Source organism: Streptomyces sp. NPDC041784, from assembly GCF_055591025.1.
The window spans coordinates 542,824-567,763 of record NZ_JBVJAB010000002.1 but is presented as its reverse complement, the minus strand read 5'-3'; the positions used below and the strand labels follow the sequence as shown (position 1 = coordinate 567,763).

Sequence of the window (24,940 nt, the reverse complement as noted above, 5' to 3'; positions counted from 1 at the left end):
CATGCGCGCAGCCGTACTGCACGAGATCGGTCAGGACAAGCTGGAGGTCCTCGACGACGTCGAGGCGGTGGGCTTCGGCCCGGGCCGGGTCAGGGTCCGGATCCGGGCCACGGGACTGTGCCACTCGGACCTGTCCGCGATGGGCGGCGTGCTGCCGCAGCCCGCGCCCTTCGTGCCCGGCCACGAGGGCGCCGGCGAGATCCTGGAGGTGGGGGAGGGTGTCACCAGGGTGAAGCCCGGCGACCGGGTCGTCGTGTGCTGGCTGCCCGCCTGCGGCGCGTGTCCCGCGTGTCGGCGCGGCCAGCCCGAGCTGTGCCTGGCCGGGTTCATGAACGCCGGCACGCCCAACTTCCGCCGCCCCGGCGGGAACGTGTTCGGCTTCGCCGGGACCGGCACCTTCGCCGAGGAGGTCGTGGTCGACGCGGGCTGCGCCGTCCCGATCCCCGACGACGTGCCCTTCGACATCGCCGCCCTCATCGGCTGCGGCGTGACGACCGGCCTCGGCGCCGCGCTCAACACCGCCGACGTGGAGGCCGGTTCATCGGTCGCCGTCATCGGCTGCGGCGGGGTCGGCGTCTCCGCGATCCAGGGCGCGCGGCTCAAGGGCGCCGCCGAGATCGTCGCCGTCGACCCGGTCGCCTCCCGCCGCGAGGCCGCACTGGGGTTCGGTGCCACGAAGGCGGTCTCCCCCGACGAACTGCCCGCCGCCAAACAAGAGGTCACCGGCGGTGAGGGCTTCGACTACGTCTTCGAGGTCGTCGGCCGCTCCGCCACCGCCCGCACCGCCTACGAGAACACCCGGCGCGGCGGCACCCTGGTCGTCGTCGGCGCGGGCGCCATGGACGACTTCCTCCAGCTCAACATGTTCGAGCTGTTCTTCGACGAGAAGCGGATACTGCCCTCGATGTACGGCGGCGGCGACGTGCTGCGCTCCTACGAGCGGACCATCGCGCTGTGGCGGGCCGGCCGGATCGACCTGGAGGGCCTGATCACGCACCGGGTTCCGCTCGCCGAGATCAACGAGGCGCTGGACCAGATGCGCACCGGGGCCGCCCTGCGGACCTGCATAGAGATCTGAGGGGCGGGCGGATCGTATGGCACTGCCGATCGAGGGACCGCTCGCGGGGCTCTCCGCGATCGTCACCGGCGCCGGGCGCGGGCTCGGCCGGGCCGAGGCGCTGGAACTGGCCCGGCTGGGCGCGGCCGTCGTCGTCAACGACTACGGGAGGCCCGGCCGCGACGGCTCGGGCGAGACGTCCGCGGGCCCCGCCGAGACGGTCGCGCGGGAGATCCGGGCCGCGGGAGGCACCGCGCTGGTCCACACCGGGGACGTGTCCGACTTCCGGCAGGCCCGCGAACTGGTCGAGACGGCGATCGGGACGTTCGGCAAGCTGGACGTCGTCGTCAACAACGCGGGCATCCTGCGCGACCGGATGGTCTTCTCCATGGCGGAGGAGGAGTGGGACGCGGTGATCCGGGTCCACCTCAAGGGCCACTTCAACACCACCCGCTTCGCCGCCGCCCACTGGCGGGAGCGGTCCAAGGCGGCGGGCGGCCCGGTGTACGGGCGGATCGTGAACACCTCCTCGGAGGCGTTCCTGGCGGGCTCGGCCGGACAGCCCAACTACGCGGCCGCGAAGGGTGGGATCGTCGGGCTGACGACGTCCACGGCCCTCGCCCTCGCCAAGTACGGCGTCACGGCCAACGCGATCTGCCCGCGCGCCCGGACCCGGATGACGGAGGACGTCTTCGCCGGGTTCGGCGAGCCGGCCGAGGGGCTCGATCCGCTCGCCCCCGACCATGTCGCCCCGCTCGTCGGCTACCTGGCGTCACCGGCCGCCGCGCGCATCAACGGGCAGCTGCTCGTGGTGCACGGCGGGATGGTCGCGGTCGTCGAACGGCCGCGGGTGCGGGCGAAGTTCGACTGCAAGGGGGACCTGTTCGGCTTCGAGGAACTGGACGCCGCCCTGGGCGCGCACTTCGCGGACCGGCCGGACGGGGAGACGTTCGCGGCGGCCGAGGTGCTGGGGCTGCGGCGGGAGCCGGGCTGACCGGCCGGGCCCGGATGTGCGAAGGGGCTCCGCCCGTCCTGTGGACGGGCGGAGCCCCTTCGGCGTACTGTCAGGCAGCCGCTTCGGCCTTGTCCTCGGCCGGCTTGCGGTGCCGTCCGCGAGGAGCCGACTCGCCGTCGTGGGACGACGAGACCGGGCCCCGGTGTCGGCCGTGCCCTGCCGTCTCCTGGGAGTCGGCGGACAGCGGCTGCGTGATGCTTGCGTCGCTCATCGGTTGAGTTCACCCCGTCAACATGATCTTTCTTACCGCCGGGCGATTTTATCCGGCGCCCCACGGGGCGAATCCAGGCGGCCACGCCAACCGCAGCTACTTCGTTACAAGTCGGTCCAGCGGCGCCTGTTGCAGGGGTACGGGACGGGCCGCGGCCGGGGGGCCCGGGGGTGCGGCCGGCGCCTCGTCCGCGGGCGGCGGGAGGACGATCGGCGGGCTCAGCCGCGCCATCCCGCAGGGCTCCGCCGGCGTGGCGCACGGCAGGCGCAGCACGCCGTCCGGCGTCCACAGGCCGGCGCCCGCCAGCCAGCCCTCCGGCGCGGCGAGGTGGTGCAGTTGCCGCTCCGCCGGGCGCCAGCTGCCGACCCAGCTGCCGATGGGGCCGTCGATGCGCAGCGCCACCGCGCAGGCCTCCGGTTGCAGGATCTGGCCGGGCTGGATCGCGAACGGTGTGAGCGTGCAGCCGGGCAGCCGCAGCGACTCCGGGAAACGGACGGGCAGGGTGCTGCCGAGGACGCCCCAGCCCAGCCGGGGCGCGCCGGGCGAGGGGGCGTCCGAGGCGATGAGCAGCAGCCCGCTGTCCAGGTCGGCGAGGAGCAGCCGGTCGTCGCTGCCGGCGGTGATCTGGAGCAGCGGGGACATCTCTCCGCCGCGCTCCAGATCCACCACCAGCGCCTTGGTGCGGCCGCCGATCTCGCGGTCCAGCGCGAGCATCCGGCCGGTGTGGTCCAGCCAGACGCCGCCCGAGCAGCGGCCCGGGATCTCGGCGAGGTGCTCGGGGCCGAAGGTGCCGCCCGCCACGAGCCACACGGCGGTGGAGTACCGGCCGACGGCCAGGGCGTACGCCCGCTGTCCGCAGGGGGCGGGCGGCAGCAGGCGCAGCCGGGTGCCCTCGTCCGGGCACTCCACGGCGCCCAGCGGCAGCTCGCCGGTGTCGGGGCCGGTCGGGTACAGCAGGGAGAAGGCGTGCCGCCCCTGCGTGAACCGCCGGACCAGGACCCGCCCGTCGGCCATCGGCTGCACCTCCGTACCGGGCTCCTCCGGCTGGTGGGCGGGCAGCGGTACGGCGTACGGCTCGGGGCCGAGGGTCCAGCGCTCCGGGAACCAGGCGTCGGAGCGGGCGTCATGGGCGAGGCGCGCGGCGTAGCCGCCGTCCGCGGTGATCACGCAGGGGGGGTAGGGGGCGTGCCCCGTCCCACCGCCGTCCCTCCCGCCGCCGTCCGTCCCGCGGCCGCCGGCTCCGCCACCGTCCCCCCTGCCGCTGTCCGGGTCGCCGCCGTCCGGTTCCCCCGTCCCGTCCGCCTCCGGCGCCTCTTCCGTCCCGTCCGCTCCGTCCGCCGCGGTGGGTTCGATCGCACAGGCCGTCATGGTTCGGTCACCTCCGGCGACGAAGCTAGTTTTCGTACGCCTGGGCGGCGGACCACGTGGCGGGGGCTTCCCTCGAAGGAGTGGTGCAGAAGCGATTCGCCTGAGGTCGGCGCGGCGACTGTGCCTCGGCCCGTCCGCCGCTCCCCGGCCCGACCGCATCGGTACGGCCCCCACAGCGGCCAGGTAGCCTTTCCCCGTGCCCCGTCTGTCTGAAGTCATCGCCGCGCTCGAGAACCTGTGGCCCCCCGAGCGGGCCGAGGCCTGGGACGCGGTCGGAACCGTCGTGGGTGAGCCCGACCAGGACGTCAGCCGGGTGCTGTTCGCCGTCGACCCCGTGCGGGAGATCGTCGACGAGGCCGTGAAGCTCGGCGCCGACCTGCTGGTGACCCACCACCCCCTGTATCTGCGCGGGACCACGACCGTCGCGGCCTCCACCTTCAAGGGCCGCGTGGTGCACACCCTGATCAAGCACGACATCGCGCTCCACGTCGCCCACACCAACGCCGACACCGCCGACCCGGGCGTGAGCGACGCCCTCGCCGGCGCCCTCGACCTGCGCGTCGTACGGCCCCTGGTGCCCGACCCGAGCGACCCCGACGGCCGCCGCGGCCTCGGACGGATCTGCGAGCTGGACCACCCGCTCACCGTCCGCGAGCTCGCCGCCCGCGCCGCCGAGCGGCTGCCCGCCACCGCGCAGGGCATCCGGGTGGCCGGCGACCCGGAGGCGGTCGTACGGACCGTCGCCGTCAGCGGCGGCTCCGGCGACAGCCTCTTCGACCGCGTCCGCGCGGCCGGCGTCGACGCCTTCCTCACCGCGGACCTGCGCCACCACCCGGCGTCGGAGTTCCTCGCGGACCGCGATCACGCCCATCGTCCTCTCGCGCTGCTCGACGCGGCGCACTGGGCCACCGAATGGCCCTGGTGCGAGCTGGCCGCCAGCCAGCTCGACGAGATCTCCGACCGCAACGGATGGGGCCTGCGGGTCCATGTCTCGCGCACGGTCACCGACCCCTGGACCGCCCACGCGGCGTCCGTCACCACCACTAACGCTCCGGGAGCCCCCAACTGAACGCCGAGCCTGCCGACCAGATCCGACTCCTCGATGTCCAGGCCCTCGACGTCCGGCTCCAGCAGCTCGCGCACAAGCGCAGGTCGCTGCCCGAGCACGCCGAGATCGAGTCGCTGACCAAGGATCTGACGCAACTGCGCGACCTCCTCGTCGCCGCGCAGACCGAGGAGAGCGACACCGCCCGCGAGCAGACCAAGGCCGAGCAGGACGTGGACCAGGTGCGCCAGCGCGCCGTCCGCGACCAGCAGCGCCTCGACTCCGGCGCCGTCACCTCCCCCAAGGACCTGGAGAACCTCCAGAAGGAGATCGTCTCCCTCGCCAAGCGCCAGGGCGACCTCGAGGACGTCGTCCTGGAGGTCATGGAGCGCCGCGAGTCCGCGCAGGAGCGGGTCGCCGAGCTGACCGAGCGCGTCGGCGCCGTCCAGGGGAAGATCGACGACGCGACCGCGCGCCGGGACACCGCCTTCGAGGAGATCGACGGCGAGGCCGCCACGGTCACCAAGGAGCGCGAGGTCGTCTCCGCGGCCGTCCCCGCCGACCTGCTGGGGCTCTACGACAAGCTGCGCGCCCAGCAGGGCGGCATCGGCGCGGCCAAGCTGTACGCCCGCACCTGCCAGGGCTGCCGCCAGGAGCTGGCCATCACCGAGCTGAGCGAGATCCGCAAGGCCGCGCCCAACACGGTCGTCCGGTGCGAGAACTGCCGTCGGATCCTGGTGCGTACGTCGGAATCCGGTCTGTAAGGGGTCTGCGGCGTGCGGGAGTTCATCGTCGAGGCCGACGGCGGGTCACGGGGCAACCCGGGGCCCGCGGGCTACGGCAGCGTGGTGATCGACGCGGCGACGGGGGAGACCCTCGCCGAACGCGCCGAGTACATCGGCGTGGCCACCAACAACGTGGCCGAGTACCGGGGGCTGGTGGCCGGTCTGCGCGCCGCCCGTGACCTCGACCCGTCGGCCGGCGTGCGCGTCCGCATGGACTCCAAGCTGGTCGTCGAGCAGATGTCGGGCCGCTGGAAGATCAAGCACCCCGACATGAAGCCGCTCGCCGCGGAGGCCGCCCGGATCCTCCCGGCCGGCCAGGTCAGCTACGAGTGGATCCCGCGCGAGCGCAACAAGCACGCCGACCGCCTGGCCAACGAGGCCATGGACGCCGGCAAGCGGGGCGAGCAGTGGGACCCGGAGACGTCACGGGCCGCCCTGGACACGTCCGCGTCCGTCGCGTCGGCCGTGTCCCGGTCCCTTCCCGAGCCGTCCGGCCCGCCCGGCGACGCGACCGCGGGCGCGGCGAAGGCCCGCGAGGCGCTGGCCCGGGCCCGGGACACGGAGGGCACCACGGCCCCCACGACCACCGAGGCGGAGGCAGGGGCTCAGGCCGACCCCGACCTCCGTGCCGCCCGCACCCTCGCCGCCCCGTCGACCACGGCGTCCGCGCCCCCGGCCGCCCAGCCTTCCGTCGGCTGGGCCGCCGCCCCCGACCTCGGCGCCCCCGCCACCTTCGTGCTGCTCCGGCACGGCGAGACGCCCCTCACCCCGCAGAAGCGGTTCTCCGGCAGTGGCGGCACCGATCCCTCCCTCTCCGACGTCGGCCGGGAGCAGGCCGAGCGGGTCGCCGCGGCGCTCGCCCGGCGCGGGACCGTCCAGCACATCCTCGCCTCCCCGCTCGCCCGGACCCGCGAGACCGCCGGGGCCGTCGCCGCCCGGCTCGGGCTGGAGGTCACCGTCGAGGACGGGCTGATCGAGACCGACTTCGGCGCCTGGGAGGGGCTGACGTTCGGCGAGGTCCGTGAGCGCTGGCCGGACGACCTGAACCGCTGGCTCGCCGACCCGGAGGCCGAACCCACCGGCGGCGGTGAGAGCTTCGCGGCCACCGCGACCCGGATCGCCGCCACCCGCGACAAGCTGGTCGCTGCGTACGCGGGCCGCACGGTCCTGCTCGTCACCCATGTGACCCCGATCAAGACCTTCGTACGGCTCGCCCTGGGCGCCCCGCCCGCGTCGCTGTTCCGGATGGAGCTGTCGGCGGCCTCGCTGTCGGCGGTGGCGTACTACGCCGACGGCAACGCCAGCGTCCGCCTGTTCAACGACACGTCCCATCTGCGGCCCTGAGCCCCAGCGCGGAGGCGGCGCGCGCCAGGTCCTCGATCCGGGCCCAGTCCCGCGCCGCCACCGCCTCCGCCGGGACCATCCAACTGCCGCCCACACAGCCGACGTTGGTCAGTCCCAGATACTCCGCCGCGTTGTCCGGTCCGACCCCGCCGGTCGGGCAGAAGCGGGCCTGCGGCAAGGGTCCGGCGAGGGAGCGCAGATAGGCCGTGCCGCCCGCCGCCTGGGCCGGGAAGAACTTCATCTCCCGCACCCCGCGCTCCAGCAGCGCGACGACCTCCGTGGCGGTCGACACCCCGGGCAGGAACGGCACCCCCGACGCCCGCATCGCCGTCAGCAGGCCGTCCGTCCAGCCGGGGCTGACCAGGAACCGCGCGCCCGCCGCCACGCACGCCGTCACCTGCTCCGGCGCGATCACCGTCCCGGCTCCGACCACCGCCTCCGGCACCGCGTCCGCGACCTCCCGTACGGCGTCGAGCGCGGCCGCCGTCCGCAGCGTCACCTCGATCGCGGGCAGCCCGCCCGCCACCAGCGCCCGCGCCAGCGGTACGGCGTCCGCCACGTCCCGGACGGCCACCACGGGCAGCACGGGCGCGAGATCCAGGACGGAGGCAGCCGCGGCGGAGGGCAGGGGAGAGGCCATGCGCGTCATCCTGCCCCCGGTGTGCAACCCGCGCAAAGACCGTTGCACATGCTGCAACCCGCGCGTGCGGTGCGTCCGCGTGAGGGGTGCGCCGGTGTGCGCGGTACGTCAGGGTGCGGGGTGCGTCAGTGCACCTCGTCCACCAGCACATCCAGCGCCCACGCCGACCCCGCCCGAGCCGGCGCCTGTACCTCCACCACGTACCCGAGGTCCCGCAGTGCCTCCACCAGCTCCGCCGGGCCCTTCGGCGCGATGCCCGCCGTCAGCAGACTCCGGACGATCCGCCCCTTCGTCGCCTTGTTGAAGTGGCTGACGACCTTCCGGGTCGGCGCGTGCAGCACGCGTACGGTCGCCGTCCGCCCGGCCACCTCGCCCTTCGGCTTCCACGCGGCCGCGTACGCCGCCGACCGCAGGTCCAGGACCAGCCCGTCCCCGGCCGCCTCGGGCAGCACGGCCGCCATCGGCGTGCGCCAGTGCGCGCCCAGCGCCCCCAGCCCGGGCAGCTTCACCCCCATCGAACAGCGGTACGACGGGATGCGGTCCGTCACCCGGACGGCGCCCCACAGCCCCGAGAACACCAGCAGGGCGCGGGCGGCGCGCTTCTTCGCCGCCGCGTCCAGGGAGGCCAGGCCCAGGGCGTCGTACAGGACACCCGTGTAGATCTCGCCGGCCGGGCGCGCGCCCGCGGTGCGCAGTCCGGCGTTCTTGCCGACCTCGCCGCGCAGCCCCTCGCTCAGTCCGAGCACCTCGCGCGCCTTCTCCTCGTCGCCCGCGCACAGCTCGACCAGCTCGCCGAGCACCGCCTCACGGGCGTCGGTCAGTCCCGGCAGCGACAGGGCCTCGGGCTTCAGCGGGGCACCGCGGCCGGAGGCGGCCTTGCCTTCGGACGGGGGCAGCAGGACGAGCACGCGGAATCTCCTTCGGACAACGCTCCGGGACGGCCGGCCAGGGCCACTGCGACAGCGTACGGCGTGCCGCCTCCCCGCCCGCGCCCTACGCTCGCCCTATGCCCCGTCGCCCCCTCCGCGTGACCGGTGCCCCCGAAGCGCCCCTGCGGGCCGCCCTCGCCGCGCTGCGCAGCGGACTCGGTGTGCCGGTCGCCTTCCCGCTCGGAGTGCTGGCCGAGGCGGAGCGCGCGGCGAAGGCCCCGGCGCTGCCGGGGCACGACGCGACCGACATCCCCTTCGTCACCGTCGAGCCTCCCACCGCCACCGACCTCGACCGGGCACTGCACCTGGCCCGCCGGGGCACCGGCTACCGCCTCCGGTACGCCGTCGCCGACATCGCCGCCTTCGTTGTCCCCGGCGGTCCGGTGGACGCCGAGGCGCACCGCCGGGTGGCCACCCTCTCCTTCCCGGACGGCACGGTTCCGCTGCATCCGGCCGTGCTGAGCGAGGGCGCCGCCAGTCTGCTGCCCGGCAAGGACCGGCCCGCCGCGCTGTGGACCCTCGACCTGGACGCGGACGGCCGTACCGTCGCCGTCGACGTCCACCGCGCCCTCGTCCGCAGCCGCGCCAAGCTCGACCACACCGGCGTACAGCGGCGGATCGACGACGGGACGGCCGAGGAGCCCCTCCGGCTGCTGGCCACCGTCGGGCGGCTGCGGGAGCTGCTGGAGGAGGAACGCGGCGGGATCTCGCTGAACGTGCCCGAGCAGGAGGTCGTCGAGCACGACCACACCTACGCACTGGCCTACCGCGCCCCGCTGCCCGCCGAGGGCTGGAACGCCCAGCTGTCCCTGCTCACCGGGATGGCCGCCGCCGACCTGATGCTGGCCTCCGGCACGGGCGTCCTGCGCACCCTGCCCGCCGCCCCCGACGGCGCCGTCGGCCGGCTGCGGCACACCGCGCACGCGCTGCGCGTCGACTGGCCGCACCATGTCTCGTACGCGAAGCTCATCCGCTCCCTCGACCCGCACGAGCCCCGGCACGCGGCCTTCCTCCAGGAGTGCACCGCGCTGCTGCGCGGCGCCGGCTACACCGTCTTCCGGGACGGGAGGCTCCCCGGGATCACCACCCACTCCGCCGTCGCCGCGCCCTACACCCACGGCACGGCCCCGCTGCGCCGGCTCGTCGACCGCTACACCACCGAGCTGTGTCTCGCCGCCGTCGCCGGGGAGACCCCGCCCGACTGGGTGCTCGGCGCGCTGGACGCCCTGCCGGCGGAGATGGCCGAGGGCGGGCGGCGCGCGGACGCCGTCGAGCGGGCCTGCGTCGGCACCGTGGAGGCCGCGCTGCTCGGGGACCGGGTGGGCGAGGAGTTCGACGGCTGCGTGGTCGACGTCGACGAACGCCGGCCGACCGTCGGCACCGTCCAGCTGGAGTCCCCGGCGGTCGTCGGCCGGATCGACGGCGACCGCCTCCCCCTCGGCGCACGGCTGCGGGTCCGCCTCACCGTGGCCGATCCGGCAGCGCCGGCGGTCCGCTTCGTGCCCGCGTGACCGCGTCGGCCAGCGCGCGGGCGTCGTCGGCGTGCAGCCGGATCAGGGTGATCTCCCGGCGGCGGCCGAAGAACGTGACGTGGGGGAGCGGTCCGCTGAGTTCGAGCGTGACCGTGGTCCGCGAGCCGACCGGGAGGTTCAGCTCGCCGTCGGCGCGCCCGTGCGTGGTGCGCGTCTCCCGGCGGACGGCCGCGATCCGTTCCAGCGGGACCCGCAGATCGACATGGGCGGCCCGGCGGACGCGCAGGACGTCGTCGTACAGCACATGCGGACGGACCGTCCACGCCGCGTACATGCCGAGCACGAACAGCAGGGTGTAGAGGTCCATGACCAGCACCACCCGGTGCGTGGTGGGCCAGTGGCGCAGCAGCACGGACATGGTGAACGTCTCGATGGCGCACACGAACAGGAATCCGCCCAGCACCGCGCCCTGCCCCCGCGCGTACCCGAACGCGCGCCCGTCCCCGACCCCGTGCGGCCGCCGGGCCGCCCACCGGGCCAGGCTCGCCAGCAGCCGCAGCTCGTGCCGGGCGAGCACCGCGACCGTTCTCACGTCTCGTCCGTGAGGATGCGCAGCGTCCGGCGGATCGCCGCCGCCTGGGCCGGCTCGAAGTCGGCGTACAGGGCCAGGAGGAAGCTGTTGTCGTGATCGACGGCCTTCGTGTCCGGGAGCAGTTCGCGCGGGGTGCACTCGGCGAGCCGGCGGGCGGCCGTCTCCACCCGGGGGTCGTCCGGGTCGGCGTCGGCGAGCGCGTCGAGCAGTTCGTACGCCTCGTTGGCGCGGGCCACCGCCTCCGGCGAGGCCATGACCGCGCCCACCGCCGTCAGCATCCGTTCCCGCTCCGCGGGCGTCGCGGCGGTCTCGAGCAGCGCCAGCACCTCGCGGTCCCGGGCGGCCATGGGGGAGTCGGACAGCTCGGCCGACGTCCGCGCGAACAGGGCGGTGAGTTCGGGTGGGACCGGGCCCTCGGCGGGCAGCTCCTCCGCCTCCAGCAGCGTCCGCAGCCGGGTGCGGCGCTCCCGGATCGCCGCCTCCTGCCGGGCCAGGTCCTCGTCCAGCTCGGTCAGCACCTCGGCGAGGTCCTTGCCGGCGTCGTGTGCGAGCACGTCCCGCACCTCCGCCAGGCCCAGCCCCAGCTCGGTCAGCCGCCGGATCCTGGCGAGGGTGACGGCGTGCCGCAGCGAGTAGTCGCGGTAGCCGTTGGCGCGCCGCTCGGGCTCGGGCAGCAGCCCCAGGTGGTGGTAGTGCCGGACGGTCCGCGTGGTGACGCCGACGGCCTCGGCGAGTTCTCCGATCCGCATGTCTCCAGTAGAAACTCTGACGTCGCGGCAGGGTCAAGCGTGCTCCGGCGACGCGGACGTGGACCTGAGCCGGGGGCGGGCCCGGGGCAGGCCCGGGGGCGATCGCCAGGGCCCGGGGCCGCCGCCGTCTCTGGCGAACGAGTGGCGGGTGAGCCCGTTCGGCCCGCCCGCGTTGCTGCGCCCCGGCGGGGCTTCTGTGATGGATCAGGGCGCTCCTGACGCCCCGTGGACTCGATCTTTCGGAGGCATCAGTGGCAATCCGTCGATGGCGTGCGAGCGTGGCCGCGACGGCCGGCCTTGCCGGTTCCCTTCTGCTCAGCGCTCCCTCGTCCGCTGCCGTGGACACGCGGACGTCCACCGCCGATCGCTCCCTGACACCGGCGATCGCCGCCCCGCCGCCGACGTCCGGCCGGGCAGCCGACGGGGGCAAGCAGGGGCAACAGAACCGCCGGCCCGGGGCGGACGGCGAGAAGACGCGCTGCCTGGGGCTGGTGCCGTCGCCCTACCCCTACGCGCACACGGATTTCGTGTGCAACGACTGGCGGTTCGGCCCGGCCAGGCTGCCGCGCACCGGGGTCCTGGGCGGCATCCTGAGCGGCTACAACCGGCTCGGCCCCCTCACCCCGGTGGAGTTCCTCAACAAGTGGTGGAACCCGACGGGGGACTTCGGCCAGGGCGACTGGAAGTACAGCCTGGTTCCGGACAACGGCTTCGCCCATGACAACAGTGGGAATGTCCTCGCGGCCGAGGTCACCCTCCACCCCGGCCAGCTGCTGGACCGCTTCGGCAATGAGTTCGGCAAGTTCCTCTCGCCGGCCGGCGCCAAGTACGGGGAACGCTCGATTCCGCCGTCCGGTCTCAACACCGAGGACGCGCGGTACCCGTACAACTACCACCTGTACCGGGTGAAGAAGGACACCGTCGTGTGTGCCGGGCCTGCCGCACCGGCATTCGAGCAGCCCGGCCAGGGCGTGCAGTACGTGACCTCGGTCGCGTACCAGACACCGTACTGCCCGAACGTGCAGCCCCCCGCCGCGGATGTGCCCGGCGCGACAGTGAACACTCTGGTGCGCAGCGGCAATCTGGAGCGGGTGAACTGAGTACTGAGGGACAGGGCAGGATCGGGACATGGACCGTCACCAGCTGTGCGAGGCGCTGAGCGCGGCCAGGGTCCCGGCGGGGCTGTACGAGATCGCCGACTGCCCAGGCTCCCCCGGCGGCCCCAGGCCGGAGGACCGCCTCTACCTGGAGGAACAGGCGGGTGAGTGGGTGGTGGGCGTTCAGCAGCGGGGCATGCGCACGGTGCTGGAGCGATTCCCTGACGAGGACCAGGCCTGCCGCAGCCTCTACGCCGAGCTGACCGACGGGGGCCCACCGCCCTCGCCGCTCACACCCGAGGAGACCGAGGAGCTGCTGCACGACAGCGAGGGCATCCAGCGCCGTGCCCGCGAGCAGCTGGCGCGGGCGCTGGAAGCCGCCCGACAGCCACCTCAGGACGATGCCGGACAGCATGCCCGAGACGATCCGGGCCGCTGACCGCACGACGAGGGCCGCAGCCCGCTCATGACTGCGGCCCTTCCAGGGCTGGGGCATGCCGGTCCGCTCGTCCGGTCGGCGCGACCTCTTCGCATCGCTGCACGACGAATCGCTGCACGACCTGCGGACCGGGGCATGGAATCGATCCCGTCGGCGTTCCACCCTGAGGAACACAGCAGGGGGTGCGGGATGAGCGGCGCGGGCCGTGAACAGGCGTTGTGGACGAGAGCCCGGCTGGGCCGCTGTGGTCCGCCCCTCGACCTGCTGACCGCCCGCTTCGACAAGCACGTCTACGCCCCGCACGCCCACGACGAGTACACCGTCGGCGTCTGCGTCAGCGGCTCCGAGATCATCGACTACCGGGGCGGCCACATCCGCAACGGCCCCGGCGCCATCGTTGTCCTCGCCCCCGGCGAGATGCACACCGGCGGGCCCGCCACCGACACCGACGGCTACGCCTACCGCGCCCTGTACGCCGGCCCCGCCCTGCTCACCGAGGGCACCCTCGGCGGCCCGCCGCACTTCCGCGAGCCGCTGATCGACGACCCCGAACTCGCCGCCGCCCTGCGCGCCGCCCACACCGACCTCAGCACCTGCCCCGACCCGCTGGAGGCCGAGTCCCGGCTGCCCTGGCTGCTCACCGCCCTGGCCCGCCGCCACTCCACCGCCCGCCCCGCCGACGACGTGGTGCCCGGCGCCGGCCGCATCGCCCTCGCGGTCCGCGACCGCCTCGCCGACGAACTCCTCGCACCCCCCACCCTCGCCGACCTCGCCGCCGACCTGGGCCTCTCCCGCTACCAGCTGCTCCGCGCCTTCCGTACGACGATGGGGATCCCCCCGTACGCCTGGCTCGCCCAGCACCGGGTGACCCGGGCCCGGGGCCTGCTGGAGGCCGGACTGCGCCCGGCGGAGGTGGCGCCCCTGGTGGGCTTCGCGGACCAGGCGCACCTGACCCGCTGGTTCCGCCGCGTGCTGGGCGTGACCCCGGCGGCGTACCGCAACAGCGTTCAAGACACCCGGTACTGACCGGGCCGACACTCGCCGTATGACTGCACGCGGCTGGTTCCTGTTCTCCCTGATGGGAGTGGTCTGGGGCATCCCCTATCTGCTGATCAAGGTGGCGGTGGACGCGGACCTCTCCACCTCCACGGTGGTGTTCACGCGCTGTGCGCTGGGCGCCCTGCTCCTGCTCCCCTTCGCGATCCGCCAGGGCGGCCTGGTGCGGACCGTCCGGGCGCACTGGGCGCCCATGCTGGCCTTCGCGTGCATCGAGATCATCGGCCCCTGGTTCACCCTGACCGACGCCGAACGCCATCTGTCCAGCTCCACGGCGGGCCTGCTGATCGCGGGCGTCCCGATCGTCGGCGTCCTGGCGGCCCGTTTCGTCGGCGACGCGGAGGCCCTCGGCGTCCGCCGGATCGCGGGCCTGGCCCTGGGCCTGGCCGGCGTGGCGGTCCTGACCCTGCCGCACCTCACGGGAGGGGACGCGCGGTCGCTGGCGGAGGTGCTCGTGACGGTCGTCGGCTACGCCACGGCCCCCCTGATAGCGGCCCGTCGCCTCAAGGACGTCCCCACCCTCCAGCTCATCGTGCCCTGCCTGACCCTGGCGGCCCTGGTCTACGCCCCCGCGGCGGCGGTCACCCGGCCGTCGGAGCTGCCCGCCCCCTCCGTACTGGCGGCCCTCGCGGCCCTGGGCGTCATCTGCACGGCGGTGGCCTTCGTCGCCTTCCTCGAACTGATCAAGGAGATCGGCCCCACCCGCTCCACGGTCATCACCTACGTCAACCCGGCGGTCGCCGTGGCCGCGGGCGCCCTGTTCCTAGACGAACCCCTCACGGCGGGCATCCTGGCGGCCTTCGCGCTGATCCTGGCGGGCTCGGTCCTGGCGACGGCGTCGGGCCCGGCCGCCGGACGGAAGAAGGGCGCGCGCCCGGTACCATGGTCGACACGGCAGACGAGCCGGGCGGACGGCCGCGTGGAGTCCCCCTAGGGGGCTTCCCGAGGAACGTCCGGGCTCCACAGGGCAGGGTGGTGGCTAACGGCCACCCGGGGTGACCCGCGGGACAGTGCCACAGAAAGCAGACCGCCGGGGACCTCGGTCCTCGGTAAGGGTGAAACGGTGGTGTAAGAGACCACCAGTGCCCAGGGTGACCTGGGCAGCTAGGTAAACCCCACCCGGAGCAAGGTCAAAAGGAGCGCCGTGAAAAGCGCTCTGCGCGGACGTTCGAGGGCTGCCCGCCCGAGTCCGCGGGTAGACCGCACGAGGCCGGTGGCAACACCGGTCCTAGATGGATGGCCGTCTCCCCGGCCGCCGCGAGGCGACCGGGCGACAGAACCCGGCGTACAGCCCGACTCGTCTGCCCCTCAGGGCCCTTGGCCAGCGAAATCGCAGGTCAGGGGCCTTTGTCGTAGGTTTCACCCTCCGGGACCGGCCCGTCGGGTCATGCGTTCAGGGGCAGGTCTCAGACCCAGCGGGCCGGGAGTTCGGGGAACCCCCGGCCGACCGTCGAGACCTTGGCGTACGGATCGGATGCGACGAATCCGGACCGGGCCGGCAGCTCGGGGTCCGCCACGACGACATGAATCCGTGGCGGGCGGCCGGGGGAGTCGGTCAGATACGGCTCCGCCACCACGACCGCGTCGTCGAAGCGAACCCATCGGGTGACGCTCCCACCTGTCACCGGGTGAGGCCGCCCTCGGGAGATGACCTCCACGGCATCGGAGAACCGGAGTCCGGCACTCGTCATGGCCGTCCAATTCCCGCAGCGTCGACCAGAGCGTCACCGTCTCCACGAACTCCACGAACTCCACGAACTCCGCGAAGTCGGCGAGCATGTCCAGATATTCGCCGCTCCAGGACACTCCGACCCTCCCGTCGCGACGCAGAACGATCGCGTAGGGGGCGTCCTGGTTCTCCGCGATGCGGATGAACTCGAGCCGACCTCGGGAAGCCCACGAGGGGCACGTACTTCCTCGTTCAGGAATCGGACGGCCTCTGCCGACCGTCTCACCAGGACGCTCCTTTCAGCCGTCGGACGGTTCGCGCGGCCACGAGCAGCGGGAGTTCCCGGAGGGGCACAACCCTCCGGGAACTCCCGCGATCACTCTTGCTTCGACCTCTGGATCGACTTCAGGAAGTCGATCACCTGTCCGAGCATCCTCTCGAACTCGTGGGCACTCATCCGACAGTCCTCGAACTGCCCGTACCTGTCCCCGAGTTCGATCTCGTCCCGCCCCACGCGTCTGACCTGCGCGCTCGTGGTCGCCAGGGAATGGTCGTCGCCGAACTCCTCCGCCATCCTCCGCCACTCGCGCAGATAGCTCTCCACGGAGTCGGGAGAGTCGCCGAAGGGAATCAGCACGGTCTCGACGGCGAGCCGCACGTTCTCCGGCACACCGGAGGGTGCGACGACGAAGACCATGCCGTCCTCGTCCACCGTGAAGGACCACTCGTCGGTGTCCGTCATCATCGCCTTCCTCGAGGGGAGAAAGTGGGGGCCTGGGCGCAGGGCCCCGACTTCGCCCGGCCGGCGAGTGCGTACGCGCGAGGGCCCTGTCGGAGAGTCTCTCCGACAGGGCCCTCGCTCAGAGCGGTCTATCGATCCTTCAGGTGTACGCGGCTAGGAGGCAGGCCACCGCTCGAGTGCCGCGACGATCTCTTCGAGGCGTGCCTCGAAGCCCGCGGAGGTCGTCTCTCCGCGCTCGAAGAGCTCCCAGAGCTCCACGAGTTCGTCCACCAGCTCCCCTTGGCGGATGAGCATGTCGGCCAGCTCGAGCCCGGGGGTCGACGCCTTGCCGTCGGCGAGCATCCACAGCGTCGCGGCGGCGTCCGCGGAGATGCCTCTTCCGGCGATCTTCACGGCCTGCCACGTGACTCTGCCGTCACCGGCGATCCTCAGCAGCACGTCGAGTGCCTCGGAGTTTCTCGCAGCCATGTTCTGCCTCTCTTGGTCGTACAGGAGCGCGGTCATCTTCTCCTGCCACCGCCACCCAGGAGTCTGGTCGCCCACGGGATGGCCGCCCGGCCTTCGGGTACGTCCAGTCCGCCCGCGCGCAGGACCTGCATGCAGTAGTTGAGACAGTTGTTGCTCAACTCCGTGTAGGTACCCCAGCCACCTTGGTTGTCCCGCTGGAAGTCCAGCGCGCCCCGGGCATCCGGAATCTCGAACGTGTGAGTCCTGATTCCGGGGTCTCCCGAGTAGGGACCGACGACGGCTTCGCCGCCGTGCGGCATGAGGTGGGTGTGGGCCAGCTCCTCGCCGTCGGTCACCTCGATGCTGAAGTGGTTGCCCTGGCCGTGGTAGTGCAGCGTGGCGAGGCCGGCGGTCGGGCAGGACTCACCGTCGTTGTGAACCAGGAGCGGTACGGCTTCGGCGAACGCGAAGTAGGTGTGCGTATTGCCGACGGTGAGGTTGTGGACGGTCGCCGCCTGGGCGGTCCAGCGCTGGATCGCGGTGATCTGGACGCGGGTGCCGGCGCTGGTCTGGAGCCACTGGCCGGGCTTCAGAGCGGTGGCGTCGGTCCACGCGCCGAGCTCGGGGACCCAGAAGGGGTGGCCGGCGGTCGCGGTGACCTGGGCCGTCTTCGAGCCGAGCTTGCCGTCGGTGTCGATCGTGACCTTGACCAGGTGCTTGACGCCCTGGCCCTTGATCTCCGCGGTGACCGTCTCGACGCGGGTCCCCCCGGTCTTCGGGTCGGTCGCGACGACCTTGTCGCCGGTCTTCACCTTCTCGATGGGCTTGGTGGAGCCGTCGGCCATCAGCACCTTCGTGCCGGGCACGAAGCTGTTGCAGGTGCCGCTGCCGCCGCTGCCCTCGGCCTTGCCCGAGCCGCCGCTACCGCTGGTGCCGCCGTTGCTGCGGGCGGAGCCGCCGGACTTGCCGCCGCCACCGCCGTTTCCGGAGCTCTTGCCCGCGCTGCTCTTGCCTCCGCCGCCCTTGCCGGACGAGGGGTGGGAAGAGGACTTGGGCGCGGCCTTGGCCTGGGCCTGCTTCTGTGTCGGGTTACCCGTCTTGCGTTTCGCGGCGGCCGCCGCGTCGGCCTTTCTCTTGGCCGCTTCCGCGGCTTTCTTCTTGGCCCGTTGCGCGGCCTCCTTCTTGGCCTTCTCGATGGCCGCCTTCTTGGCCCGTAGCGCGGCCGCCTCGGCGGCCTTGGCCGCCTTCAGGACCGCCTCCGCGGCTCTCTTGGCGGCCTTGAAGGCCGAGATGGCGTCGATGGTGCGGTTGATCGCCTTCAGGACCGACGGGATCTTGCCCAGCTTCGTCCATGGAATGGCGTCCAGGATGATGCTGCCGCACGACCACATGTCACCGCCGAAGCAGGCCATGGCGTCGTTGATGCCGATGAAGTCCTTCAGCGTCTCCCAGGCCACGGCCAGGATCACCGAGGTCAGGGACTTGCCCATGGTGGACTGTGCCTGCGCGACCTGCGCCGCGGACAGACCTGCGCCGGCGAGGGCCGCGGCCTTCTCCGAGGCGGTCAGGGTGATCGCCAGACCGGTCGGGTCGGAGTACGTGACCGGGTTGTTCTGCGCGTAGGCGTACCCGTTGGCCTGCAGCGGGTCGTTCAGGTCGAGCACCGGGTCGACGGACAGGAAGCGTCCGACCACCGGGTCGTACAGACGCGCGCCGAGCGGCTGGAAGCCGGAGGCGTCGTCCCGCGTCTTGCCCAGGAATCCCTTGTGGTTCTGCAGGTTGGCACCGGCGGTGCCGCGCTCGTTGCCGAAGGGGTCCTGCTTGCGGATGCGCACCGACATGCCGCCGTAGAGGGCGACCTCCGTGTACGCGCTGCCCTGGTGGTCCGTGGTCTGGGCGACCAGGGTCTCGGAACCGTTTCCGTAGGCGTAGCGCATGACCGCGCCGCCGGGAGCGGCGTACGTGCGCTGGGTGTTGACCAGGACACCGCCCTGCTGGACGGTGACCTCGGCCTCGCCGAGGTACAGCGTGGCCTGCTTGCCCTTGACGGTCAGCAGACGCTCCCCGTCGGGGCCGTAGATGTGACGGGTCTCGTTCTGCGGCTGCCAGAGCTGCGCGGCCGACGTACCGTCACAGGTCGCCAGGACGATCGGCGTGGCGTTGGCCGAGTTCGCACCCTGGACCGTCAGGCACAGGCCCGAGTCCATGTGGATGAGCTGCCCGGTCGCGTTCCGCCTCAGCTCCTGGGCGGTCACCTGCACGGGGGTGGTGCCGCACTTCTGGATCTGGACCGCCGACCCGGGCGCGTTCGCGGTGGGCTGGAGGCACCAGGTGTCGTAGAGCGACAGGGTGCCCCGGTTGGGATCGTTCTGCGTCCCTCCGACGGGAGCCGGGGTCGGCGTGAACTTGAGGTTCTGCGCCACCGAGGTGTTGCAGGCGTAGAGCTGCATCGGCTGGCCGGCGGCCGCCGCACCGGACTTCAGGTCGAGACACTTGTCGGCCAGGCCCACGTACGGGGTCTTGCCGCCGTTGCCCTGACCGCTGATGCGGTCGACCTTGCCGTCGTAGGTCCAGGTCAGCTCCTGCTTGTCACCGTTCTGGATCGAGGTGATCGACTTGGTCTCGCCGGTCAGCTCGTACAGACGCGTGGCCTCGGCCTTGACCTGCGCACCCGCGGGGGTCGTGTAGGTCTTCGACACCTTGGTCAGCGTGTGCGGCTGGCTGCCGTCGGCCTTGCCGTAGGCGTAGTCGGTCGTGGCGTCCTTGGCGGTGTTGCCGGTGAGGTCCTTCTCGGTCAGCTTGGTGCGGTTGCCGAGGAGGTCGTACTCGTACTCCTGCCAGTAGCCGGAGTCGTCCTTGCCGGCGGCGACGTTGGGCGTGCCGTCGGCGTTCTTCGGAGTGGTGCACCCCTGCGTCGGGACCTTGGAGGTCCAGGCGGACTTCAGCTGACCCATCGGGTCGTAGACGAAGCACTGCCGCTCCTCGATCCCGACGGACTTCTCCTCGATCGAGGTGACGTTGCCCGCCGGGTCGTAGGTGTACGCCCGGTTGGAGACCAGGTTGCCGCCGACGACGGAGTTGTCCGCGGTGGCCCCCGACTTCTCGCGGTAGACCTGCTGGTCCTTCAGCTCACCGCTGGACTCGTCGTACGAGTTCTGCGTCCACACCCGGTAGGGCTGGGCGCCCAGGGTGGAGCGCAGGACCTGGCCGTACGGGTCGTAGAGCGTCTCGGAGCCGTACCAGTCCTTGCCGGAGACGGAGAGCGGCTTGCCGTCCTTGTTGTAGCGGACGACCAGCTTCTCGGCGTCGAACGTGCCGATCGCCGGGAGCGTGCTCTCCTCCAGCGCACCCGTGTCCGAGTAGGAGTAGCTGTAGGTGTAGTCCTTCTTCAGCCCCCACGTGTCGACGATGGTCTGCGGCAGGGACAGCGTGGTCGAGGTCGGCTGGTAGTCCTTCGTGTAGCCGTCGACCGTCTGGGTGTACGCCAGGAAGTCCGTGTACCGCTTGGCGGTGGCGGGCATGCCCTTGCCGCCCGGGGCGGTGTCGTACGTGAAGTCGGCCAGCACGGTGCCGTTGGCGTCGTTCAGGCGCTGCTGCTTGGGCCGCGACAGCTCGTCGTAGGCGTTCCAGACCTTGATGCCACGGGAGTTGGTGCTCGTGAGGACACGACCGCGGGCGTCGTACTCCGTACGGCTCGTGCCCGCGTCGGGGTCGGTCGCCGTCTCCATCCGGCCGTTGTGGTCGTACGTCCAGGACCACGGGTGCGTCGGGTCGGCCGAGGCGATCGCCTTCGACACCAGGCCCTTCGCGTTGTACTCGTAGCGCGTCGACGTGAAGCCGCCGGGTGCCGCGGGGTTGAAGGTGTCGGCGCGGACGGTCCGGCCCGTCGCGTCGGTGAAGACACGGTAGGACGAGTCGCCCTGCGGCTGGATGACCTTCGACCAGTCCTCGCCGTACTCGTAGCGGACGCCCCGCTCCGGGTACGCCTTCGAGCTGCTCTCCTGGGTGGTCGGGTCCACGTACTTCAGGTACGGGGTTTCCTGGACCACGCGGCCGAGACCGTCGTAGGTGTAGCGGGTGATGTTGGGGACGGCCGTGTCGGAGACCGGGGTGAAGAGCTCGCCCGGCTTGACCTCCTGGCTCAGGTAGGCGTTGTTGGTCTGGTAGACGTCGCCGGCGTTGTTGTACAGCGTGTCCGTGACGAGCCAGCCGGAGTCGTTGTCGGCCTCCTCCTGCGTCTGCCGCTCGCGGCCGAGGCCGTCGTAGAGGGTGACGGAGGTCTCGATCCGGTTCTCGTAGCCCCGCGCGTAGGTGGTGACGTACGGAGGCTTGCGGATCTTGATGTTCGGGTCGGCCGGGTCGGTCTCCTCCGGCGGGATCGTGTAGACCGCGCGGAAGTCCGGCACCGACGACGCCGACGGGGTGCGGCCCGGGGCCCAGGCCTCGGAGAGCCGGCCCAGCGGGTCGTACACGGCGTCGCTGACGTGGTTGTTGGCGTCGGTCGTCCGGACGGTGACCGAGCGGCCCGGCTCCAACTCCATGATCTGGCTGTGGCCGAGGGGGTTGGTGTAGGTGACCTTGAAGACCTGACCGGTGGCCGGTCCCACGGAGGCGTAGGTGACCGTCGAGGCCTTCGGGGTCGGCTTGGCCAGCTCGTCGGGGTCGGTCTGCCGGACGACTCGGCCGATCTCGTCGAAGCCCGTCGTTCCGTTGGTCTGGAAGCCGGTACCCGTGCCGTTGAGCGACCACGACTCGGTGGCCAGGCCTCGGGTGGTGCCGGCGAGCGGGGTGTCGTAGGACGCGCCGTCGTACGCGGTGCGGCTGGCGCCGGTGAGCGTGCTCAGGTCGGACCAGTCGGCGTTCGCGCAGGTCGTCGGAGAGGTCAGGACCTGCTTGGACAGACCGATGAGGTTCTTGCCCTGGTGGTGCAGGTACTCCAGCTTGGTGCAGGACTCGTCACCGGTCTTGGTGGCGGCGGCGTCGCCCAGGGACTCCACCAGCGTCGGCAGACCGTACGTCGGGTCGTACGTCGTCGTCGTCTTCACCGACCGCACCGGACGCGTGTCGTCCGTGTTCGTACCGGACGACTTGGTGTACGCGATCTCCTCCGGCTCCGTGACCCGCCAGGCCCGCAGCGGGCTCAGGCCGTCGTCACGGTCGCGCTTGCCGAGTTCGGTGGCCTCCGGCTTGGTGACGCTGCGGCTCAGCCAGTCGGTGTCGGCCTTGGTGGAGTCGGTGTAGGTCAGCTCCTCGGCGATCCGGCCGGCGAACGGCTCCTCGTCCTTGGCGATCTCCGCGCCGGTGATGTCCTTGACGGACACGGTGTCGCCGAGGCCCCGGAAGTAGCGGGTGACGGACTTGGAGCGCTTGGCGGCGCTGCTCTCGTCGTCCGGGCCGGTCAGGACGGTGGTCTGCTCGACGCCCGCGAACTGCGAGTAGGTGCGCTGGGACTTCTTGGTGAACTCGGCCTCGGCGAGCTTCCACGCCGGGTTCTTGTACTTGTACGCCGTCTTGACGGTGTAGGCGCCGTCGATGTTCGGCAGTTCCTCGATGGTGTCCACGACGTACTTGTGGAACCAGTCGATGTCCTCGACCTCGGGGTCGGGGTTCCAGAACGAGGGGTAGCAGAGCCGGTCGTTGACCTTGAGCTGGGCCTGCAGCCGGGCCATGGCCGTCGCCCGGTCCTCGCCCTCCCGCTGGTCGAGCACGGGCAGGTCGCCGGTGAGGCAGGCGCCCTCGATCGGCTTGTAGTTGACGACGGTCTCGCCGCCGTACTCGTTGACGACGCGTCCGATGCGCAGCCGGGAGAAGCCGGGGCGCTCCGCGTGGACCGCCTTGACGCGGTTCGGCATGTCCTCGGTGTTGGGCTCGAACCGCACGGTGTTGAGCTTCACGCTCGCGTCGGTGGAGCCGTTGCGGGCGTAGCCGGTGCGCTGGACGGACTCCAGCCACAGGGCCGTGTTCGGGCCGGTCTTCAGCTTGGCGAAGCTCTGCTTCAGCTGGTACTCGTCGACGACCTGGCGGGCGGCGGTGTCGGTGCGCCGCTGGGCCGAGGTCGTGATCTTGTCGAGGCGCTTGCGGGTCCAGAAGCTGGGACCGGCGTTCCAGCACTTCTTGTCGTCCTCACAGCGCAGGTCGGCCGGAGTGTCGAACCAGGGCCGGTAGTTGCGCGGGTCCTTGGACGTGAAGTTGGTCTCGGAGCAGGTGACGTCCTCGACGGTGTAGCAGCGCTCCGCCACGGTGAAGCCGACCCGGGCCGGTGCGGTCGCCGTGAAGATGCTGTCGCTGCGCTGGCCGTAGTAGATGTGGCTGAGCCAGCCGTCGCGGTCGTAGACGACCGGGTCCTTGAAGTTGAAGTTCCGGGCGTAGTAGTTCTGGTCCTTGTCCCACCACAGCGACATCGCGTTGCCGTGGACGTCCTCGACGTAGTCGAGGCCCCAGCGCCAGCCCTGGGTGCACCAGGAGTTGGTCCAGTCGGTGGTCGTGGGGCCCTTGTAGCAGTCCTCGCCGTCGTGGTTGCCGTACACCGGGACGGTCAGGACGGACTTGGTGGTCGGGTCGTCGGCGGCGGTGCCGTGGTCGGACCAGCCCGGGAGCTTGTTCTTGCCGAAGTGGTACTTGATGCCGTCCTTGGTGGTGACGACCCAGTACTCACCGTCCTTGGCGCCGTTGCCGGTGGCCTCGCCCTTGATCAGCTGGACGGTGGAGCCGTCGCCGTTGGCCGTGAACCACTTGCTCTTGGTCTTGTCCCACACCAGCTCGGTGGTCATGCCGCCGAGGGAGAGGGTGGCGTTCTCCGAGCCCCAGCACAGGTCCGCGGTGCGGTGCGTGGAGTTGTTCGATCCCGCCTTCTTGGAGTCCTGACGGCAGTTGGCGTACGTACGGGTGACGGAGCCCGCGTTGTAGTCCCAGCCGTCGCCGATCCAGGAGGCCTGGTTGTTCGTCGAGGACGTGCGGCCGTCGACGGACTGCGAGGAGTACGCCAGGCCGACCTTCGGCATCAGGCCGCCGGCGGTCTCCGGGACCTGGACCTGGTACGAGTAGGTGAAGGCGCCCGAGGACGAGCCCGACGACCAGGAGCCGGAGGACAGCAGCGGCGAGGCCGTGAAGTCACCGGACACCGACGAGCCGGTGTCGAGACCGCCGATGGCGGCGCCGCCGTTCGCGGCGACCGCGGGCTGGACGCCGTCCCGGTAGGAGGCCTTCGTCGCCTCGGAGGGGACGAAGCCCTCGCCGACGAGGCTGGAGACCGGGATGGTGCCGCCGAGGATCTTGCGGGTCTTGGCGTTCTTGGCCGTCTTGGTCCTGGTCGGCGCGTCCTTGGCCGGCACGGTCTCCACCGTGCTGCGCAGCCGCTGGAAATTCTTCTTGCCGTTCTTGACGTCCTTGTCCCCGGCGGGGACGGACATCGTGGTCACACCGCCGCCGTCGGCGCAGTCGCCCGTGGTCGGGGAGGAGTAGACGCACTCGGGCAGCAGCATCAGACCGAAGCGGTCGGCGGCCTGCGGTCCGTAGAGGTCGGCGAAGCCCGTGGTGTCGATGCTGATGGCCACCTCGGCGGCCGGGTCGACCGTGGCCGGCGGGGTGAGCTTCATGACGATGCCGGAGACGCCCGCGTCCTGCGAGGTCGTCTGCGGGGCCACGCCCACGGTCCAGTCGCCGGCGAGGGCGGTGGCGTCGCCGCCCTCGGGGACGCCGATGGCGACGGGCAGGTTGTTGGTGACCGGCACGGTGGTGCCGGGCTCGCTGGTCGCGGAGAGGGTGGCGTTACCGGTGCCGGAGGTCCACGCCGCGGTCGCCGTGGGGGTGTACGGGGCGACCGGGTTCTCCGGAGCCAGGGTCAGGGTCTTGTCGGCGGCCTCGTCGCCCTCGACCTCGGTGGCCTCCGGCAGGTCCGGGAGGTCGACCTTGGCGATCGACTCCTCGCGGCTCATACCGGGGTCGGGGATGGCCAGCGCCTGCCCGCCCAGGCTGGTCACGGTCAGTGTCGAGGACAGCAGAAGAATGGTCGCCGTGCGGCATAGCCGCCGGCGCCTTCGTTGTGACTCCGTCAAGGCTGGGCGTCTCCGCCCCAGCCATGACAGCGGACCTGAAGCACGCATACGCGGCGACTCCCACCCTGGCGGATCATTCATCATTCAACGGACGAGGTGCGCAAACACCAAAGGGCACACGTCTGGCTCAGGCGCGTGCGTGCGCACTCTCTGTCATGTCCGCCGCAGAATTCAAGATCGGCCGATGGCCGGAAACAGCCTGAAGAATGATCTGCGTCACGGGGCGAAA

19 protein-coding genes, 1 other RNA gene and 1 pseudogene are annotated in these 24,940 nt (G+C 72.0%); 11 read left to right on the top strand and 10 right to left on the bottom strand.

What is annotated here, in order from left to right; all coding sequences use genetic code 11:
- Position 1 precedes the first annotated feature (1 nt).
- Complete coding sequence (locus ACZ6D7_RS06230) at positions 2-1,078, top strand: Zn-dependent alcohol dehydrogenase (RefSeq protein WP_469484200.1); 1,077 nt, start codon at positions 2-4, stop codon at positions 1,076-1,078.
- A gap of 16 nt (positions 1,079-1,094) precedes the next feature.
- Positions 1,095-2,051, top strand: a complete 957-nt coding sequence (locus ACZ6D7_RS06225; RefSeq protein ID WP_469484197.1) for a 3-oxoacyl-ACP reductase — start codon at positions 1,095-1,097, stop codon at positions 2,049-2,051.
- Positions 2,052-2,121: 70 nt separating this feature from the next.
- Here the strand turns inward: ACZ6D7_RS06225 and ACZ6D7_RS06220 are convergent, their stop codons facing one another.
- Complete coding sequence (locus ACZ6D7_RS06220) at positions 2,122-2,283, bottom strand: hypothetical protein (RefSeq protein WP_469484195.1); 162 nt, start codon at positions 2,281-2,283, stop codon at positions 2,122-2,124.
- Between the two features lie 96 nt (positions 2,284-2,379).
- Positions 2,380-3,651: a hypothetical protein gene (locus tag ACZ6D7_RS06215; protein ID WP_469484192.1), complete on the bottom strand. Its 1,272-nt coding sequence runs from the start codon at positions 3,649-3,651 to the stop codon at positions 2,380-2,382.
- A gap of 196 nt (positions 3,652-3,847) precedes the next feature.
- Between ACZ6D7_RS06215 and ACZ6D7_RS06210 the strand changes: the two genes are divergently transcribed.
- Genes ACZ6D7_RS06210 through ACZ6D7_RS06200 form a run of 3 tightly spaced genes read left to right on the top strand, consistent with a single transcriptional unit; the run spans position 3,848 to position 6,825 of the window.
- Positions 3,848-4,720: a Nif3-like dinuclear metal center hexameric protein gene (locus ACZ6D7_RS06210; RefSeq protein WP_469484190.1), complete on the top strand. Its 873-nt coding sequence runs from the start codon at positions 3,848-3,850 to the stop codon at positions 4,718-4,720.
- Entirely contained in the window at positions 4,717-5,460 is a 744-nt protein-coding gene (locus tag ACZ6D7_RS06205; RefSeq protein ID WP_469484561.1) for a zinc ribbon domain-containing protein, read from the top strand. The genes ACZ6D7_RS06210 and ACZ6D7_RS06205 overlap by 4 nt, the downstream gene beginning before the upstream one ends.
- 12 nt (positions 5,461-5,472) lie before the next feature.
- Positions 5,473-6,825: a bifunctional RNase H/acid phosphatase gene (locus ACZ6D7_RS06200; RefSeq protein WP_469484187.1), complete on the top strand. Its 1,353-nt coding sequence runs from the start codon at positions 5,473-5,475 to the stop codon at positions 6,823-6,825.
- On the opposite strand, the gene eda is transcribed toward ACZ6D7_RS06200, so the two are convergent.
- Both eda and yaaA read right to left on the bottom strand, forming a co-directional pair.
- The gene (eda, locus tag ACZ6D7_RS06195; protein ID WP_469484185.1) at positions 6,797-7,465 is read right to left on the bottom strand and encodes a bifunctional 4-hydroxy-2-oxoglutarate aldolase/2-dehydro-3-deoxy-phosphogluconate aldolase; all 669 of its coding nucleotides are present in this window, start codon (positions 7,463-7,465) and stop codon (positions 6,797-6,799) included. The genes ACZ6D7_RS06200 and eda overlap by 29 nt on opposite strands.
- A gap of 125 nt (positions 7,466-7,590) precedes the next feature.
- On the bottom strand, positions 7,591-8,373 hold the full coding sequence (yaaA, locus tag ACZ6D7_RS06190) for a peroxide stress protein YaaA (RefSeq protein WP_469484182.1): 783 nt from the start codon (positions 8,371-8,373) through the stop codon (positions 7,591-7,593).
- Positions 8,374-8,471: 98 nt separating this feature from the next.
- On the opposite strand from yaaA, the gene ACZ6D7_RS06185 reads away from it, so the two are divergent.
- On the top strand, positions 8,472-9,905 hold the full coding sequence (locus ACZ6D7_RS06185) for an RNB domain-containing ribonuclease (RefSeq protein ID WP_469484177.1): 1,434 nt from the start codon (positions 8,472-8,474) through the stop codon (positions 9,903-9,905).
- Here ACZ6D7_RS06185 and ACZ6D7_RS06180 read toward each other — a convergent pair.
- Together ACZ6D7_RS06180 and ACZ6D7_RS06175 are read right to left on the bottom strand one after the other, a co-directional pair.
- Positions 9,856-10,458 (bottom strand): hypothetical protein, encoded by a 603-nt coding sequence (locus ACZ6D7_RS06180; protein ID WP_469484174.1) that lies wholly within the window; start codon positions 10,456-10,458, stop codon positions 9,856-9,858. The two genes, ACZ6D7_RS06185 and ACZ6D7_RS06180, sit on opposite strands and share 50 nt — an antisense overlap.
- Positions 10,455-11,207, bottom strand: coding sequence for a MerR family transcriptional regulator (locus ACZ6D7_RS06175; protein ID WP_469484172.1), 753 nt, complete (start codon positions 11,205-11,207; stop codon positions 10,455-10,457). The genes ACZ6D7_RS06180 and ACZ6D7_RS06175 overlap by 4 nt, the downstream gene beginning before the upstream one ends.
- A 338-nt stretch (positions 11,208-11,545) precedes the next feature.
- On the opposite strand from ACZ6D7_RS06175, the gene ACZ6D7_RS06170 reads away from it, so the two are divergent.
- The 5 genes and pseudogenes from ACZ6D7_RS06170 to rnpB all read left to right on the top strand — a co-directional run bounded on the left by ACZ6D7_RS06170 (position 11,546) and on the right by rnpB (position 15,103).
- Positions 11,546-12,307: a TNT domain-containing protein gene (locus ACZ6D7_RS06170; protein WP_469484169.1), complete on the top strand. Its 762-nt coding sequence runs from the start codon at positions 11,546-11,548 to the stop codon at positions 12,305-12,307.
- Positions 12,308-12,335: 28 nt separating this feature from the next.
- Entirely contained in the window at positions 12,336-12,743 is a 408-nt protein-coding gene (locus ACZ6D7_RS06165; protein WP_469484166.1) for a hypothetical protein, read from the top strand.
- 189 nt (positions 12,744-12,932) lie between these two features.
- Positions 12,933-13,769 carry a helix-turn-helix domain-containing protein gene (locus ACZ6D7_RS06160; protein ID WP_469484163.1) on the top strand — a complete coding sequence of 279 codons (837 nt, stop codon included), beginning with the start codon at positions 12,933-12,935 and terminating at the stop codon, positions 13,767-13,769.
- Positions 13,770-13,788: 19 nt separating this feature from the next.
- Positions 13,789-14,571, top strand: a pseudogene (locus ACZ6D7_RS06155) (DMT family transporter); the annotation flags it as partial.
- A gap of 127 nt (positions 14,572-14,698) precedes the next feature.
- An RNA gene (gene rnpB / locus ACZ6D7_RS06150) (RNase P RNA component class A) lies at positions 14,699-15,103 on the top strand.
- Between the two features lie 102 nt (positions 15,104-15,205).
- Here the strand turns inward: rnpB and ACZ6D7_RS06145 are convergent.
- From ACZ6D7_RS06145 to ACZ6D7_RS06130, 4 genes are all read right to left on the bottom strand, one after another.
- On the bottom strand, positions 15,206-15,424 hold the full coding sequence (locus ACZ6D7_RS06145; protein WP_469484160.1) for a hypothetical protein: 219 nt from the start codon (positions 15,422-15,424) through the stop codon (positions 15,206-15,208).
- 420 nt (positions 15,425-15,844) lie between these two features.
- On the bottom strand, positions 15,845-16,210 hold the full coding sequence (locus ACZ6D7_RS06140) for a hypothetical protein (protein ID WP_469484158.1): 366 nt from the start codon (positions 16,208-16,210) through the stop codon (positions 15,845-15,847).
- Between the two features lie 153 nt (positions 16,211-16,363).
- Positions 16,364-16,714: a hypothetical protein gene (locus ACZ6D7_RS06135; protein ID WP_469484155.1), complete on the bottom strand. Its 351-nt coding sequence runs from the start codon at positions 16,712-16,714 to the stop codon at positions 16,364-16,366.
- The gene (locus ACZ6D7_RS06130; RefSeq protein ID WP_469484152.1) at positions 16,711-24,636 is read right to left on the bottom strand and encodes a ricin-type beta-trefoil lectin domain protein; all 7,926 of its coding nucleotides are present in this window, start codon (positions 24,634-24,636) and stop codon (positions 16,711-16,713) included. Before ACZ6D7_RS06130 ends, ACZ6D7_RS06135 begins: the two co-directional genes overlap by 4 nt.
- Positions 24,637-24,940: the final 304 nt, after the last annotated feature.